Source organism: Bacillus cereus group sp. MYBK245-2 (assembly GCF_051916145.1).
GTDB lineage: Bacteria > Bacillota > Bacilli > Bacillales > Bacillaceae_G > Bacillus_A > Bacillus_A pacificus.
On sequence record NZ_JBQAGB010000017.1, the window covers coordinates 22,481 to 37,776 of the forward strand.

A 15,296-nucleotide genomic window follows, 5' to 3' on the forward strand; every position below is an offset into this window, starting at 1 on the left:
GGGAAGTAACCGTCTTTACCTACTCATTTCAGTTAGAAGCTCCAGAGCCCATTCCATATTCATTCCTTGCTGATTCCCACCACACATCAGCTCTCTGAAAAGTTTCGAATATGTACTCTTCTCTTTCATCGCTTTTCGTTATTTTTTTACAGTTTATCACATTTCACTTCTGAACAAACCAAAATTTTCTATTTTATATAGCAGGAATTTCCACTTCAATTGTCTAATATTATATAGGTTTGCAGAAATACTCGAAACAACTTTGGAGGTTTTTTCATGGTAAAATATATATCCATTTTAGGTTCAACAGGATCTATCGGCACATCTGCATTAGATGTCGTTTCAGCTCATCCCGAACATTTTAAAATCGTCGGTTTAACCGCAAATTATAATATCGAGCTTCTTGAGCAACAAATCAAAACGTTTCAACCTCGCATTGTAAGCGTCGCGACAAAAGAATTAGCAGACACGCTTCGTACGCGTATTTCAACCAACGTAAAAATTACATACGGAACAGATGGCTTAATTGCGGTAGCTACTCACCCTGATTCAAATCTTGTATTAAGTTCCGTCGTTGGTGTTTCAGGATTACTCCCAACAATTGAAGCATTAAAAGCGAAGAAAGATATTGCCATCGCTAATAAAGAAACGTTAGTTGCAGCTGGTCATATTGTAACTGAACTGGCCAAACAAAACGGATGTCGTTTAATTCCAGTCGATAGCGAACATTCAGCTATTTTCCAATGTTTAAACGGAGAAAATAATAAAGAAATTGACAAATTAATCGTTACAGCTTCTGGCGGTGCATTCCGTGATAAAACACGTGAAGAAATGAACACTCTACAAGCAAAAGATGCCTTAAAGCACCCAAACTGGTTAATGGGGGCAAAATTAACGATTGATTCTGCCACATTAATGAATAAAGGATTCGAAGTAATGGAAGCAAGATGGCTATTTGATATTCCTTATGAAAAAATTGATGTAATGATTCATAAAGAAAGTATTATTCATTCTTTAGTAGAGTTTATTGATGGATCAGTTATTGCGCAGCTCGGTGCTCCTGATATGAGGATGCCGATTCAATATGCGTTTCACTACCCTACTCGGCTACCTTCTTCCTATGAAAAATTAAATTTATTAGAAATCGGTAGTTTACATTTTGAAAAACCAGATTTAGAGAAGTTTCCTTGTCTACAATACGCATATGAATGTGGCAAAATTGGTGGTACTACTCCTGCTGTATTAAACGCAGCAAATGAAATTGCGAATGCACTATTCTTAAAAAATGAAACTGCCTTTTTCGATATTGAAAAAACAATTTACAAAACAGTTGAAGCCCATCATAACGTAAAAGATCCTTCACTAGATGCTATATTAGAAGCGGATCAATGGGCACGCCAATATGCACATCAATTGTTAATAAAAAAGAGCTAAAACAGATAATACTGTTTTAGCTCTTTTTCCTACGTATTCAACTTAACAAATCGATAACCATGCGTTACTAACACCTTTAATATCGCATACCCTGGAATTGCTAAAATAATCCCCATAATTCCAAATAAATTTCCTGCAGTTAAAATAATAAAAATGATAGTAATCGGGTGAATATCTAGCTTTTTCCCCATGACTTGCGGAGAAATAAATTTACCTTCTGCTAATTGTACAACCATCATTACAATAATTACCTTTAAAACCATCCCCGGCGAATCAATAAACGCAATAATTAACGCTGGTGTAATTGCGATAATTGGTCCTACGTACGGAACGATATTTACAATCATCGCTAAAATAGCGAGTAGTACTGCATATTTAATACCGATAATAAGGTAACCAATTAATAGCATAATACCGATAAATAAGCTAACGATAATTTGTCCTCTAATATACGAGCTAATCGCATAATGCATATCGTCTAGTATTCTCATCGCTGCTGGTCGTCTTTGTTCTGAAATAAACTTTAAAAAGTGATTTGGTAATTGCTCACCATCTTTTAAAAGATAGAACAATATAAACGGAACCATTACAAACGTTAAAACGACCTCTGTAATAGTACTTAAAAATCCAGTTACATTTCCTGTTACTGATGATAAAGATTTCGTAAAATCAACTGTATAGTCTTTTACCATACTCGCTACATCAATATTTAAATTCTCCTGAATTTTTCCTAGTAAATTACTTTCCCCAAATCTACGTGCTGCTCGTTCAATTTCATGACCGAAATACGGTAAGTTATCTATTAATGCGTCAATTTGATCTTTAATAATTGGAATAACCGTTAAAACTAAAAACACAAATAATCCAATTACGATTAAGTATATCGAGACTATTGATACGATTCTTGAAACACCTTTCTTTTCTAAAAGCGAAACGAATGGATGCAAAATATAAAATAGCACGCCCGCTAATAATACCGGGAAGAAAATTGTTTTTAAAAAGACGATAAACGGTGTAAAAACAAATGATATTTTTGTTAGTAATAAAATATTAATGAACAATAGTGCAAACCCAAGTAACACTGCTAAATAATTGTGTTCTCTAAAAAATTTTTTCAACTTATCTCGTTTTCTTAAACTTACTTTCTCCAATAAAACCACCTCTTCGAATGATGAAAAGCCCTTATATAGGGCTTTTTATCATAATATAACTCTTTATTTCCTTGCAGCTTTCACTACAAATGATACAATAAGAACGAGAACAATTGATCCTAATAAAGCTGGTACAATATGAATACCACCTAGTGATGGACCCCAATCTCCAAATAATTTACCGCCTAACCAAGCTCCTAATAAACCAGCAATTATATTTCCAAACATGCCAGCAGGAAAGTCTTTACCTGTAATAGAACCTGCAATTGCACCTATAATAGCACCAACTATTAATGTGATAATCCACCCCATCTTTAGTCCTCCATTTCTATTATAGTGTAATTCAATTTAGCTACTAACTTATTGTGTAACTATGTAATTATTATATCCAAAAAAGAAAAATCTTGTCAAATCTATGAAAATACAGCCAACAAGGAGGTTTCTATTCTATGATTCAAAAATTAATAACAACTTCTCACAAAACTGCAACTTCTATTTTAAGCATTCAAATACCCGCTTATGAAATTGAGGCGAAATATATAAATAGTACAGCTATCCCTCGCCTTTATGATACTGTAGCCGATATTCAATCTTGTGATGAAATTTTTTACGGCTATTTTTTTGAAGATACACTTGCTGTGTTTATTTCTTTTAAAATGGATGAAGAGGAAGTAGATATTCATCGTTTAGTAGTATCCCCCGATCATTTTCATAAAGGGATTGCAACAAAACTACTACTTTATGTATTTGACATGTTCTCCCCTTCCAAAACATATATTGTACAAACAGGAAAAGAAAATACCCCTGCTCTGTCTTTATATAAAAAACATGGCTTTATTGCAGTAAAGGAGATCATATTACCCGATGGAGTGGTTTTAACTTCACTTAAAAAATCAGAAAACAACAAATAGTTTGACTAATTAATTTATTTATGTTATCTTTTACTTTATAAAACCTTTTGCTGAGTCCAAAATTTGGAGCGGGGGAACCATTTTTGTAGCTTTGCTACTTGGGGCGAATCTTATTTAAGTAGGGAAACTCTCACTTCCCGAGTCCGACAGCTAACCTCGTAAGCGTAATGGGAGAGGAAGGTGCTTTTTGCCTATGTTACACATTTTACCTCCTTAATAATAAATATGGGATCGATACCAAATAGTCACCTATATTTATAGAAAAGGAGAAATGCACTATGTTACGTTTATCTGATCACGCAATAAAAATGATGGAGCAAAGACTTCGACTCGAACAACATCGCACATATCAAGCAAATAAAATTGTAGATAACTTACATCACAAATACTTCTTTCAACATATTTTTCAGCCGAAAAGATAAAGAAATGGTTCATTTAACATCAAAAACACAAGGTGTGTCTAAAAAGCATCCCTTGTGTTTTTTATTTTTCTTATAAAATTCTCACTACATTTAAACTTGCTGTAATCGCACCCGCTATGGTCGTTACATGCCCTACCCCTAACGGACCATTTTGTAATATTAATGTTGAATTGGCACTCGTTACATTCACAAGAAGCGTATTTGAAATGGCTGGTTCAATTACTACAGTTGACGTCGTTACGTTTTGTATAAAACTCCCTGTTAGTTGAGCTCCGTTTAATAATAATCTGACAGATACTGTCTCATTCCCACCACTTGCATCTCCTTGAAAATAATAACTTACCAAATATATTCCTGGCGTAGATACAGTAACCGTTGTGGCACTAGTTAAAGATACACCTGTTCCATATACTGTAGATCCACTATTGATTGGAATATTGGCATTGGCTGCAATTGCACTTGTTGAGGTAGAAAAGAAATAGCCGCCACCTGTTGATATTGCAGATGATCCTGTTGCTCCTGTTAAGCCGGTTGGACCCGTGGCTCCTGTTGGGCCTGTTACTCCTGTTGCACCAGTCGCTCCAGTTATGCCTTGTATGCCTTGGATTCCAGTCGGGCCTGTTGCACCAGTCGCTCCAGTCGCTCCGGTTGCTCCGGTTGCTCCCGTCACACCTTGTGGACCTTGGATTCCTTGGATTCCTTGTGGGCCTGTTATTCCAGTAACTCCGGTTGCTCCCGTCGGACCCGTTATCCCCTGTGGACCTTGGATTCCTTGCACGCCTTGTGGACCCGTTGCTCCTGTCGCTCCGGTTGCTCCCGCCTGCCCAGTTACGCCTTGGGGTCCTTGAATACCTTGAGGACCTTGAGGACCCGTTACTCCAGTTGGACCTGTTGCTCCAGTTGCTCCTGTTGGTCCCGTCGAGCCGGTTATCCCTTGAATTCCTTGCGGTCCTGTTGGGCCGGTTGGGCCTATTACACCTTGAATTCCTTGTATACCTTGTATGCCTTGTGGACCCGTTACTCCTTGTGGTCCTTGAATTCCCTGTATACCTTGAGGACCTGTTGCTCCAGTCGGACCGGTCGGGCCTTGTGGTCCTTGCACACCTTGGATTCCTTGTGGGCCGGTTGGACCGATATTTCCTTGAGGGCCCTGTATTCCTTGAATTCCTTGTGGACCGGTTGGGCCTGTTATGCCGCTCGGTCCTTGTACTCCTTGGATTCCTTGGGGCCCAGTTGGTCCCTGTATTCCTTGTATCCCTTGTAGCCCCTGTAAACCTGTTGGACCCGTTGCTCCTCTTACACCTTGCTCACCTTGTATGCCTTGAATTCCTTGTGGGCCTGCCTGCCCGATTGGACCCTGCGCCCCTTGCACGCCTTGCGGGCCTGTTGGACCGGTTGCTCCTACCGGTCCCTGTATCCCTTGTAAACCTTGTAAACCGGTTGGACCTGTTACTCCCATTACACCTTGAGGTCCTTGAATACCTTGATCACCCGTTGGACCAGTTGCCCCCATTGGTCCCTGCACTCCTTGCAACCCAGTTAAACCTGTTGCTCCAGTTGGTCCCTGTACTCCTTGCACTCCTTGAATTCCAGTCGCCCCTGTTGCTCCAGTCGCTCCTGTTGCTCCGGTCGCTCCCGTCGGACCTGTTGGACCTCCTGGTGATCCTGCTGGACCGGTTGGACCTGTTGCAGATCCCGTTGCACCAGTTACTCCGGTTGGGCCAGTCGATCCTGTTGGACCTGGATCCCCTTGCAAGCCTGTTGGGCCGGTTGGTCCTATTACACCTTGCACTCCTTGTATTCCTTGAAAGCCTGTTGGACCGGTTAGCCCCATCTCACCTTGTGGACCTTGTAAACCTTGGACGCCGGTTGCCCCTGTTGGTCCCATTGGTCCTTGTTCTCCTTGAATTCCTTGAGATCCTGTTGGACCAGTCGGGCCAATTGGTCCCTGAATACCTTGTATACCTGTTACCCCTTGTAAACCACTATTCCCTAAATTCCCTTGAACACCTTGTATACCCGTATTTCCTGTTGGGCCAGTCGGACCTATTTCACCTTGTACTCCTTGTATACCTTGTATTCCTGTTGGACCGGTTGGACCAATTTCTCCTTGTATACCTTGTATTCCTTGTATTCCTGTTAGACCTGTTTCTCCCATTGGCCCAGGTATACCTTGTATCCCTTGAATTCCAGTTGGGCCAGTCGGACCTCGTTCGCCTTGAATACCTTGAACACCTTGAATCCCTTGTGGACCTTGTTCCCCTATCGGCCCTTGACTCCCTTGAGCACCCCGTGGTCCTGTTAAACCAGTTGGACCGGTTGGGCCAATCTCTCCCTGCACCCCTTGCGCTCCTTGAATTCCTGTTGGACCGATTGGACCGATTGGACCTTGCACGCCTTGTATTCCTTGCGGTCCAGTCGGCCCACCTAAAGAACCTGTCGGACCTGTTGGACCGGTTGGACCTGTAATACCTGAAGGCAGAAAAGGAATAGGTGCTTGAAACTTACTACACTTATCTTGATCCTTCACAAGCATCTCCCCCCGTTTATAATGCATCAAACTATTTTTAATATATTTAAACTAGCTGTTATCACACCAGATAATGTCGTTACGTGCCCAATAGCTAATGGACCATTTTGTAATGACAAGGTGGAATTTGGAGAAGTAACTTCAATGACCATCGTATTCGAAACTGCTGGTTCTAATACAAAAGTACCTCCTGTAACATAAAAAATAAAACTCCCTGTGACTTGTGTTCCATTTAAAGTAAGCCTCACGGAAATCGTTTCATTCCCCCCATTTGGATCACCTTGAAAATAATAGCTTACTAAATATATTCCCGGCGTACTTAACGTTACAGTTGTTGCATTTGTTAAACTTACACCAGAACCAAAAACTGTAGATCCAGAATTAATTGGTATGAATGCATTCGCTGCAATTGTACTCGTTGAAGTAGAAAAGAAATAACCGCCCCCGCTAGGTAAGCCAGTCGCTCCAGTCGCTCCCGCTATTCCCAAGAAGCCTATTGAACCTGCACTACCAGTTGCGCCTGTCGGTCCCACCACGCCACTTGGTCCCTGACTACCTTGCGCTCCAACCGGTCCTGTACTTCCGCTAACTCCCGTCATCCCTATTACACCAGCCTGACCCTGCAAGCCTTGAATACCTTGAATTCCTTGTATGCCTTGTGGACCTGTTGCTCCTGTATTTCCTGTCGGTCCCGTTATCCCTTGTAGCCCTATAATTCCTTGCACTCCTTGAATACCTTGTAATCCCGTCGCTCCGGTTGCTCCCATCGCTCCAGTTTCACCAGCTTCACCAGTAATTCCAACATTTCCTTGTAGGCCTTGGGGTCCTTGACTACCTTGTGCCCCTTGAACTCCTTGAGAACCAGTTATCCCGTTTTCTCCTAGATTCCCTTGGGAACCTCTAATTCCTTGCGCACCTGTCGGACCTGTTATTCCTTGTATGCCTTGCATTCCTTGAGAGCCTTGCGCTCCTGTTGGGCCTACTATACCTTGTATTCCTTGAGGTCCTTGCAAACCAATAGCTCCAGTCGGCCCTATTATTCCTTGCACTCCTTGAGGACCTTGTGCACCTTGAGGACCGGTCAATCCCGTTATCCCTTGTATCCCTTGAACTCCTTGTATTCCTTGTACTCCAGCTGCCCCTGTTTCTCCTCGGATTCCTTGTGCACCTTGTATGCCTTGTGCTCCAGCTGGCCCGGTTGCGCCTTGTATGCCTTGTGCACCTTGAGCTCCTGCAGCTCCTGCCACTCCTGTTGGACCTTGTATACCTTGTAACCCTTGCATTCCTTGTGCTCCTGTTGGACCTGTTACTCCTTGTATACCTTGCACTCCTTTAGGACCTTCTGCACCCGTTGGACCGATTTCTCCCTGCGGACCTTGTATTCCTTGTGGACCTTCTACACCAGTTGCTCCTGTTATTCCTTGTAACCCTTGGGGCCCCTGTGCTCCTTGAAATCCAACCGCTCCAACTACACCTCGAGCTCCTTGCGCTCCTCTTACACCTTGAGGACCAGTTGGACCAGTTATTCCTTGTAACCCTTGTGCTCCTATCGCACCAGTTCCCCCTGTTACACCCCGCGCACCAGTTGCTCCCGTTGGACCTGTTGGCCCCCCAGGTGGACCGGGTGGACCAGCTGGACCAGTCACTCCACTTGACGGACCAACTGGACCGGTAACTCCTGTTGGCCCTCCAGGTGGACCTTCTGCACCTTGTGTACCGGTAGGTCCGGTTGCTCCTGTTATCCCTCGTACTCCTTTTGCTCCTTGAAAACCGGTAGAACCTCTTACTCCTTGTGTCCCTTGTATCCCTTGTGGCCCTTGTGGACCTGTTACACCTGTTATTCCCTTTATTCCGCTTATACCTTGAGGGCCTTGTGGACCAGTAGAACCGGTTGGGCCTACTACACCTTGTATCCCTTGATCACCTTGGTGTCCTTGCTCTCCAGTAATTCCTTGTATTCCTTTTGGACCTTCTTCCCCTTGTATACCTGTAGTTCCGTCCTCCCCTTGTATTCCTTGCGCTCCTTGGGCACCTTGGGGACCTGTTACACCTGTAATACCAGCTTCCCCTATCACACCTTGCATTCCTTGTACTCCCGTTTGTCCTCGCTCACCTATCTCTCCTTGTATTCCTTGTGGACCTTGTATACCTTGACTACCAGTAGGGCCTGTAATTCCTTGTATTCCTTCTGGTCCTTGTACTCCAATATCACCAATTAGACCTTGGTTTCCGATTAACCCTTGAGCACCTTGGAGACCAGTTGGACCAGTTATACCTTGCTCTCCTGTATCACCAATAGCTCCTTGTATTCCTTGTGCTCCTGTTGTCCCTCGGGGACCTTGTATTCCCCTGATACCTTGAGGACCTTGAGGCCCAGTTGCTCCCGTCGGGCCAGTCACCCCTGTAGGACCAACAGGACCTTCATGCCCTCCAGTTGGACCAATCGGGCCACTATTACCAGTTGGGCCAGTTGCTCCTATAAGCGGAAGAGGCAGTGCCACTCCAAATTTTTTGCACTTTCTATGATGACGCACAACAATCCCCCTTCCCCAAAATAATTACACCTTTTATATGAAATGCATTTTTATAAGAAAAGTACACATCTGACCTCATTTTTTAAAAAATAAAGAAGCCTATCATTTCATTCATTTGAAATAATAGGCTTCTTTTTATAAAACACTTTACTTTCTCGCCTTAATAATAAAAGTAGTTGGCACCATTCTAGCTTTATGTAAAGAATAATATTTCGGAGACGGCTCAGCTAGTTCTTCATCAAACGAGCTCGATGGTTCAGGCTCTTCTATTCTCTCAATTGTAAATCCGGCTCTATGTAACTCATTTATGTATGTACTTATTTTTCTCTTATATAATGTCGCTTGTACATCCTCCCCTTTAAATGTTTCAAACGTAATAGGAGTTTCTTCATGATAAGACGAGCTGAAAGCAATCTCCTCTGTTCCATACATTAAGTTTGAATATACGGGATGCTCCCAGCTAAAAACAAAGCTTCCTCCTGGCTTTACATACGAATAAATCAATTCCAACGTTTTTCTTAAATCTGAAGTCCAACCTAATGCATAAATGGAATATACAATATCAAAATACCCTTTCGGAATATCCACTTCCTCTTCCATTGCTCCACATATTAACTTTGGATTCCACGACTGTAATGTTTTATGTGCCGTTTCGATTTGTGTGCTCGAAAGATCAAGTCCCCACAATTCTTCTGCGCCATGTTCCGCCATATATTGCAACGAATGTCCACTTCCACATCCAATATCAAGTACCTTTTTACCTTTAATTGAATCGAACAAATGAATCTCATCTTCAGACGCTGTATACGGACCATATTTCGGCAAACAATCTACTTGAAAGAAATAAGGTGCAACTGTATCCCAACACTTTTTATTTAAAGCTAACATTTGTGTACCCTTCATATTCTACATTCCCCCATTCCATTTTCTTCCCCTAATTTAAATTACACATTATAACCCGATCTTCCTTTTCTTTTCGCTCGATAATTTTTCACTTTCGCAATCGTACCGCACGCTCTCCCTCCTTCTTCTCCAGCGTACATACCGCACCATCTTTTACTTCCATTTCGTGAATTGTCATAGAATACCCAGCGGCAATCTGGACATGCTTTTAACCTCCCCCATAAATTTTCTTGAACTGCTATTAAAACAATGCTTAATACTTTTGTATATACAGTTTCTTCGTGTATTGGTTCATACGTAATACCTTTCATATCTTCCATTACATGTACATGAAATGGATATTTCTCTAACCACTTTTGCAATGATCCTTCACCTTCAATTGCCGCCCGAATATCTTCTCGAAAACTTTTTAATTCCTCTATCGTATGAAATGTAAACTCTTCATGAAAATATTCTTTCATAAAAAGCTTTATATCCTCTTCTGTTTGCAGCAAATCAATTGCTTCTCTCGTATCGTTTGGTCTTCTCCATGTATTTAAAAATTCTCGAATATACTCTAATTCGTTTGGTGCGTTTTGGCTCAATTCCATTCACCTTCTTCTTAAAATTTACTTTTTTCTGACTTTGTGTATAATTATAATATAAAATAGTTAACCATCAAATGATTTTACTGGTTACATAATTAGGAGGGGTTTTATGAAAAGTTTCTCAATACCGATACGTTTCATGCTTATTTCTTCATTTTTTATGTCTTTTGGGTATTTTGCAGTATACGCATTTTTAGCTATTTATCTATTAAGCTTTCTTCATTTTTCAACTTTTCAAGTCGGAACAGTGTTGACAGTTATAATAATTACATCACGGGTTATCCCTTTATTCTCAGGTTTAATTGCTGACAAAATAGGCTATATCATTATGATGATAGCCGGATTATTTTTAAGAGGAATCGGATTTATCGCTTTAGGAATATGCTCTGATTTCTATACAGTTTCTATTTCTTCTGCACTTATTGGCTTCGGAACTGCATTTTACGAACCTGCTGCGCGCGCTATATTTGGCTCACAGCCAGCTCATTTGCGAAAAAATTTATTTACATATTTAAACCTTAGCTTTAATTGCGGTGCAATAATCGGACCAATTGCAGGAGGGTTCTTACTCTTACTCGATCCAATCTATGCTTTCTCTCTAACAGGATCTCTTATGCTGTTATTTGCTTTAATCTTTTACTTACTTAAAAACCACTTCCAAGTCACTACTGAAAGTACGTCTATTGCATTAGGAATACAGACTATCTTACAAAACAAGTCTTTCCTTCTGTTTTCATTTATCATGATCTTCTTCTATATTATGTTTACTCAGCTTACTGTCGCACTTCCACTTCATATGAAAAACATTAGTAATAGCAATCAGCTTGCTACATTAGTCATTACGATAAATGCAATAACAGGCGTCATATTTATGGTGTTATTTCGAAAACTCTTTCACAAATACAACACGCTTTCATTTATTAAATACGGTATTTTATTAATGAGTATTTCCTTTTTACTCATCCCTTTATTTCAACACCCATATTGGCTATTTATTTGTGTAATTTTCTTTACAATTGGTGAAACACTCGTATTACCTAACGCTGATATCGCTATTGCAAATTACAGTAATGAATCATATACAGCTACTTTCTTCGGATTTTATCAATTATCACTCGCATTTGGTTTTATCATCGGTAATTATACCGGTACATGGTTTAAATCCAAATTAAACGGAATGTATACACCATGGCTTATTTTCGGGGGAATAGGACTTATTGGTTTTATTTCACTTCATATTTTAAATATAAAAAAAGAGCGCTCTAAAGAAGATATATACCTACTAGAAAAATATTGATACTCAACAATAAGTAAACTTTTCAATCTCCCTTAAATTTGATTTACACCCTGCCCTGATTTACATATTATGGTACAATCAAAAGAGTACTAGCTAAACATTTACGCTCCACACTAGCAGTCTAACAATGCCAAAATCAAAAATTACATAGAATCGGGGGGATGTTATGAAAAAGAAATTAATTGTTCTTCTATTCACCGGAATCATATTATCCGGATGTTCAGCTATTGCAGAAAATTCTTTAGAAACCGGAAACGGCAGTATGGCATTATTAACACCAACGATTACAACAAAAGATAATGAATTAGAAATTAAGACTGAAGGTATTGATGAAAATAAAGTAACTTTTATTTATGTCGCTAATAAAAAAGTGTTAGAGCAAAAGCTAAAAAATGGTGAATCCTACAAGCTTAACATTAAAGATATCGAACACGCTCATCGGACAGACTACAAACCAAAAGTTCAACTTTTGCAAACGAAAGATGATAATGATGATGGAGAAATAGTAACCTTCAAACAAGTTAGATATACAGTTAAAAACTAATTTTAAAGTTGTTTCATTATAAATGTAACGAACGAAAATATACTTTTAACAGTAGATACATGTAAGGGGTGCTAACATGAAAAAACGATGGATTTCTTGGTGGATTGGTAACCTATTTTGGATTATCATTTTTGGAATATGGGCGGCTATTATTTGGTTACGAGAGGTTGATGGTGCTGGTGTTATTCAAACACCTGAAATTAAATCCATATCACTTATCGTTATATTAATCGCGTTTATCATACCGGTATTTTTTCAAGTTATATGGCTAATCATTAATTTGAGGATGAGTAGAAAAAATAATTATACGATTTAGTTTTTCAATTAACAATAAAAAAGAGAGGAATCTACATCAAAATAGATTCCTCCCTTTTACATTTGGACTTATACTGCGCTTTTCATGCAGCACTACTCCTCTTTTTTACGATGCGTGTTCATCTTTCTTCTTCATTAACGCTCTCTTCTTCATCGCCTTCGTTAAATATCCACCTTTAAATGAACGGATTTCATAAGAAGACATAAACGCTTTCGGTGCAATTTCATTAATAATTTCTAACAGTTCTTTTTCTCTAGAACGCTTTGCAACGATATCTAAGCGATAACGTATCGAATTAATACCTTCGCCTTCAAATACTGTAACGCCAAATCCAGAGTGACGTAATTCATCTACTAATTCATTACAACGGTCTAGTAAACTAACTTGATACGTAATATAACCAATTGCTAATTTATTCTCTATATAACCGCCTAATAACAGTCCTGCACTAAAGCCAATGACATAGGCAACGATGTTCATCCAATTTGATAAATCTTGAAACACAATACCTAAACTGACAATGTAAATAGCTCCTTCTAACAATCCTACGCCAGCAGCGGATCTTGTTTGATTCTTTACAAGCAAAATCGTACGAATTGTTAAAATTGGAACGTAAATAATTTGAAGCACAAAAATAAGTAGCGCTTGTAACATTGGTATCCACCTCTTTCAAAAAGTCTTTTGTCATGATAACATACATAACCTTTAGAAATCGATGGGTTTTTAAAAATTTTTTTATTATTTTTCATACTATTGAAAAACGCAAAAAAGAAGCGTATTATATTTGTCGTTAATTTGGTTACTTGTATCAAATCACTAAAATAAAAAGGAACCCTATTAGGTCCCTTTCATCATAGCTCTATGTTTTTCGAAGTACGTTCCCTTTTCTTCTCTTCTTCTTTCACTAACTGCATATTTGCATAAGCTAAATTCGCAATCATTAAAAAGTGACCACCTAAAATGCCTGTACCAAATGCCCACATTTCCATTTCATGCTCAATTTCATACATGATGATAGCTCCTAAAATGGCAGCTGCAAATCGGTTTAGAACTCCTAATCCTGGAGCCCTTTCCTTCATTACGATACTTTTCCCAAGTTTCTCCACCCTGCGAGCTAATAACCAAAGGCAATATGCACTTACAGCTAATCCGATACCAAACCCTGTTACTTGTTTTCCAAACGGAGTAATCGTCCACATAAGTAGTAAACCACTAAAGATTACATACAATTGTAATCGATATACACGTAAGGCTTCTTGAATCAAAATATCCGCTCCTAAGTTCTCATTTTTTGTACTTTAGAAGAAAAGCAGCAACTTACACAGTTGCTGCTTTCTCTTCTTCTTGTTCTTGTTCCATCTTACGAATTTCAACACGTTTAATTTGGTAAGCGTCTTTTTCTAACACTTTAAATTCATAACCTTCTGCCTCAACGTGTTGTCCTTCTTCGATTTCATGATTTTGCATCATAATCCATCCACCGATTGTATCCACATCATCTTCTTCAATGTGTAATCCAAATAAATCTTTCACTTCTGAGATAAGCACTTTTCCATCAACAATGATATGTTGCTCGTTCACATGTTGAATTGGTGGTGCTTCATCTTCATCATATTCGTCACGAATTTCGCCGACGATTTCCTCCAAGATGTCCTCAAGCGTTACAATTCCAGCTGTTCCTCCGTACTCATCATATAAAACAGCCATCGGAATTCGCTTCTTCTGCATTTGAAGTAATAAATCGTGAATTGGAGTCGTTTCCATCACTTCAATAATCGGACGCATATACGAGCGAATAGATGATAAATCTTTTTGATCCTCGGTCATATATCGAATAAAGAAATCTTTTACGTTGACCATACCGATAATATCATCTTTATCTTCTCCAAAAATCGGATAACGTGTGTATCGCTCATTTTGGATTACTTTCATGTGTTCTTCTACTGAATCTTCCAGGTAGAAACCAACGATTTCTGTTCGCGGTACCATAATCTCTTTTGCAATACGATTATCAAATTCAAAAATGTTATTTACATACTTGTATTCAGCCTGATTAATTTCGCCACTTTCATAGCTATCTGAAAGGATAAGGCGTAATTCTTCCTCTGTATGAGCTACTTCATGTTCTGAAGCTGGTTTTAAACCGAATAAGCCAGTTACAACACGCGCTGAACCGTTCAATACCCAAATAAATGGATACATTACTTTGTAGAACATCATTAATGGACCTGCCAATAATAACGTTACCCTTTCAGCCTTTTGAATTGCCATCGTTTTCGGAGCTAATTCTCCTACTACAACGTGTAAATACGTCATAATCATAAAAGCAAGACCAAATGTTAATACTGATGAAATAGAAGGGTTTAAGTTCCATTTCTCAAATAACGGGTGTAATAACTTTTCAATTGTCGGTTCACCTAACCAACCTAATCCCATAGCTGTAACTGTAATACCTAATTGACAAGCAGATAAATATTCATCTAAATTTGTTGTTACCTTTTTCGCTGCTAAAGCACCGCGTTTTCCTTCTGCAACAAGCTGATCAATACGACTTGAACGTACTTTTACAATCGCAAACTCAGCTGCTACGAAAAATCCAGTAAATGCGATTAAAATCGCAACCATGACTAAATTAAATATTTCCAATGAATCCCCTTAGTTAAAAAA

General features: G+C 39.4%; 15 protein-coding genes, 1 riboswitch and 1 other annotated feature (1 of these 17 cut by a window edge). Of the genes, 6 read left to right on the forward strand and 9 right to left on the reverse strand.

Translation table 11 applies throughout. The features are described from left to right. Window positions 1–138 (reverse strand) — a binding site (T-box leader) (it extends 72 nt beyond the left edge of the window). Window positions 139–276: 138 nt separating this feature from the next. Next, a complete protein-coding gene (locus ACTFRN_RS22705) occupies window positions 277–1,434 on the forward strand; it encodes a 1-deoxy-D-xylulose-5-phosphate reductoisomerase (RefSeq protein ID WP_000241813.1) in 1,158 nt (385 codons plus the stop codon). A gap of 29 nt (window positions 1,435–1,463) precedes the next feature. Here the strand turns inward: ACTFRN_RS22705 and ACTFRN_RS22710 are convergent, their stop codons facing one another. Next, window positions 1,464–2,585 carry an AI-2E family transporter gene (locus tag ACTFRN_RS22710; protein WP_140383361.1) on the reverse strand — a complete coding sequence of 374 codons (1,122 nt, stop codon included), beginning with the start codon at window positions 2,583–2,585 and terminating at the stop codon, window positions 1,464–1,466. Window positions 2,586–2,648: 63 nt separating this feature from the next. Next, complete coding sequence (locus tag ACTFRN_RS22715) at window positions 2,649–2,897, reverse strand: GlsB/YeaQ/YmgE family stress response membrane protein (protein WP_000539717.1); 249 nt, start codon at window positions 2,895–2,897, stop codon at window positions 2,649–2,651. A 137-nt stretch (window positions 2,898–3,034) separates the two neighbouring features. On the opposite strand from ACTFRN_RS22715, the gene ACTFRN_RS22720 reads away from it, so the two are divergent. Continuing rightward, window positions 3,035–3,496 carry a GNAT family N-acetyltransferase gene (locus ACTFRN_RS22720; RefSeq protein WP_088106630.1) on the forward strand — a complete coding sequence of 154 codons (462 nt, stop codon included), beginning with the start codon at window positions 3,035–3,037 and terminating at the stop codon, window positions 3,494–3,496. Window positions 3,497–3,534: 38 nt separating this feature from the next. Further along, a riboswitch (cyclic di-AMP (ydaO/yuaA leader) is annotated at window positions 3,535–3,677 on the forward strand. Window positions 3,678–3,774: 97 nt separating this feature from the next. Further along, complete coding sequence (locus ACTFRN_RS22725) at window positions 3,775–3,918, forward strand: hypothetical protein (protein ID WP_000945244.1); 144 nt, start codon at window positions 3,775–3,777, stop codon at window positions 3,916–3,918. Window positions 3,919–3,988: 70 nt separating this feature from the next. On the opposite strand, the gene ACTFRN_RS22730 is transcribed toward ACTFRN_RS22725, so the two are convergent. The 4 genes from ACTFRN_RS22730 to ACTFRN_RS22745 all read right to left on the reverse strand — a co-directional run bounded on the left by ACTFRN_RS22730 (window position 3,989) and on the right by ACTFRN_RS22745 (window position 10,469). After that, entirely contained in the window at window positions 3,989–6,454 is a 2,466-nt protein-coding gene (locus ACTFRN_RS22730) for a BC_3345 family exosporium-associated protein (RefSeq protein ID WP_088106631.1), read from the reverse strand. A 20-nt stretch (window positions 6,455–6,474) separates the two neighbouring features. Continuing rightward, window positions 6,475–8,982 carry a collagen-like protein gene (locus ACTFRN_RS22735; protein ID WP_001215801.1) on the reverse strand — a complete coding sequence of 836 codons (2,508 nt, stop codon included), beginning with the start codon at window positions 8,980–8,982 and terminating at the stop codon, window positions 6,475–6,477. A gap of 147 nt (window positions 8,983–9,129) precedes the next feature. Further along, window positions 9,130–9,885 carry a class I SAM-dependent methyltransferase gene (locus ACTFRN_RS22740; RefSeq protein WP_000679189.1) on the reverse strand — a complete coding sequence of 252 codons (756 nt, stop codon included), beginning with the start codon at window positions 9,883–9,885 and terminating at the stop codon, window positions 9,130–9,132. Between the two features lie 41 nt (window positions 9,886–9,926). Next, complete coding sequence (locus ACTFRN_RS22745) at window positions 9,927–10,469, reverse strand: CGNR zinc finger domain-containing protein (RefSeq protein ID WP_139302962.1); 543 nt, start codon at window positions 10,467–10,469, stop codon at window positions 9,927–9,929. 112 nt (window positions 10,470–10,581) lie between these two features. On the opposite strand from ACTFRN_RS22745, the gene ACTFRN_RS22750 reads away from it, so the two are divergent. From ACTFRN_RS22750 to ACTFRN_RS22760, 3 genes are all read left to right on the forward strand, one after another. Then, window positions 10,582–11,769 carry an MDR family MFS transporter gene (locus tag ACTFRN_RS22750; protein ID WP_000834832.1) on the forward strand — a complete coding sequence of 396 codons (1,188 nt, stop codon included), beginning with the start codon at window positions 10,582–10,584 and terminating at the stop codon, window positions 11,767–11,769. Between the two features lie 166 nt (window positions 11,770–11,935). After that, window positions 11,936–12,313, forward strand: coding sequence for a hypothetical protein (locus ACTFRN_RS22755; RefSeq protein WP_014893584.1), 378 nt, complete (start codon window positions 11,936–11,938; stop codon window positions 12,311–12,313). Window positions 12,314–12,389: 76 nt separating this feature from the next. Beyond that, window positions 12,390–12,629: a DUF3923 family protein gene (locus tag ACTFRN_RS22760; protein WP_000747688.1), complete on the forward strand. Its 240-nt coding sequence runs from the start codon at window positions 12,390–12,392 to the stop codon at window positions 12,627–12,629. 105 nt (window positions 12,630–12,734) lie between these two features. Here ACTFRN_RS22760 and ACTFRN_RS22765 read toward each other — a convergent pair whose 3' ends face one another. The 3 genes from ACTFRN_RS22765 to ACTFRN_RS22775 form a co-directional block, all read right to left on the reverse strand. Beyond that, complete coding sequence (locus tag ACTFRN_RS22765; protein ID WP_000938438.1) at window positions 12,735–13,283, reverse strand: DUF2179 domain-containing protein; 549 nt, start codon at window positions 13,281–13,283, stop codon at window positions 12,735–12,737. Window positions 13,284–13,480: 197 nt separating this feature from the next. Further along, the gene (locus ACTFRN_RS22770; RefSeq protein ID WP_000613881.1) at window positions 13,481–13,894 is read right to left on the reverse strand and encodes an ATP synthase subunit I; all 414 of its coding nucleotides are present in this window, start codon (window positions 13,892–13,894) and stop codon (window positions 13,481–13,483) included. A gap of 52 nt (window positions 13,895–13,946) precedes the next feature. Continuing rightward, the gene (locus tag ACTFRN_RS22775) at window positions 13,947–15,275 is read right to left on the reverse strand and encodes a hemolysin family protein (RefSeq protein WP_000402271.1); all 1,329 of its coding nucleotides are present in this window, start codon (window positions 15,273–15,275) and stop codon (window positions 13,947–13,949) included. Between the last annotated feature and the right edge of the window lie 21 nt (window positions 15,276–15,296).

Coding starts and splice junctions, on each gene's coding strand:
- ACTFRN_RS22750 (WP_000834832.1), top strand. CDS start 10,582: ATGAAAAGTTTCTCAATACCGATACGTTTCATGCTTATTTCTTCATTT.
- ACTFRN_RS22755 (WP_014893584.1), top strand. CDS start 11,936: ATGAAAAAGAAATTAATTGTTCTTCTATTCACCGGAATCATATTATCC.
- ACTFRN_RS22705 (WP_000241813.1), top strand. CDS start 277: ATGGTAAAATATATATCCATTTTAGGTTCAACAGGATCTATCGGCACA.
- ACTFRN_RS22765 (WP_000938438.1), bottom strand. CDS start 13,283: ATGTTACAAGCGCTACTTATTTTTGTGCTTCAAATTATTTACGTTCCA.
- ACTFRN_RS22725 (WP_000945244.1), top strand. CDS start 3,775: ATGTTACGTTTATCTGATCACGCAATAAAAATGATGGAGCAAAGACTT.
- ACTFRN_RS22715 (WP_000539717.1), bottom strand. CDS start 2,897: ATGGGGTGGATTATCACATTAATAGTTGGTGCTATTATAGGTGCAATT.
- ACTFRN_RS22730 (WP_088106631.1), bottom strand. CDS start 6,454: ATGCTTGTGAAGGATCAAGATAAGTGTAGTAAGTTTCAAGCACCTATT.
- ACTFRN_RS22740 (WP_000679189.1), bottom strand. CDS start 9,885: ATGAAGGGTACACAAATGTTAGCTTTAAATAAAAAGTGTTGGGATACA.
- ACTFRN_RS22760 (WP_000747688.1), top strand. CDS start 12,390: ATGAAAAAACGATGGATTTCTTGGTGGATTGGTAACCTATTTTGGATT.
- ACTFRN_RS22720 (WP_088106630.1), top strand. CDS start 3,035: ATGATTCAAAAATTAATAACAACTTCTCACAAAACTGCAACTTCTATT.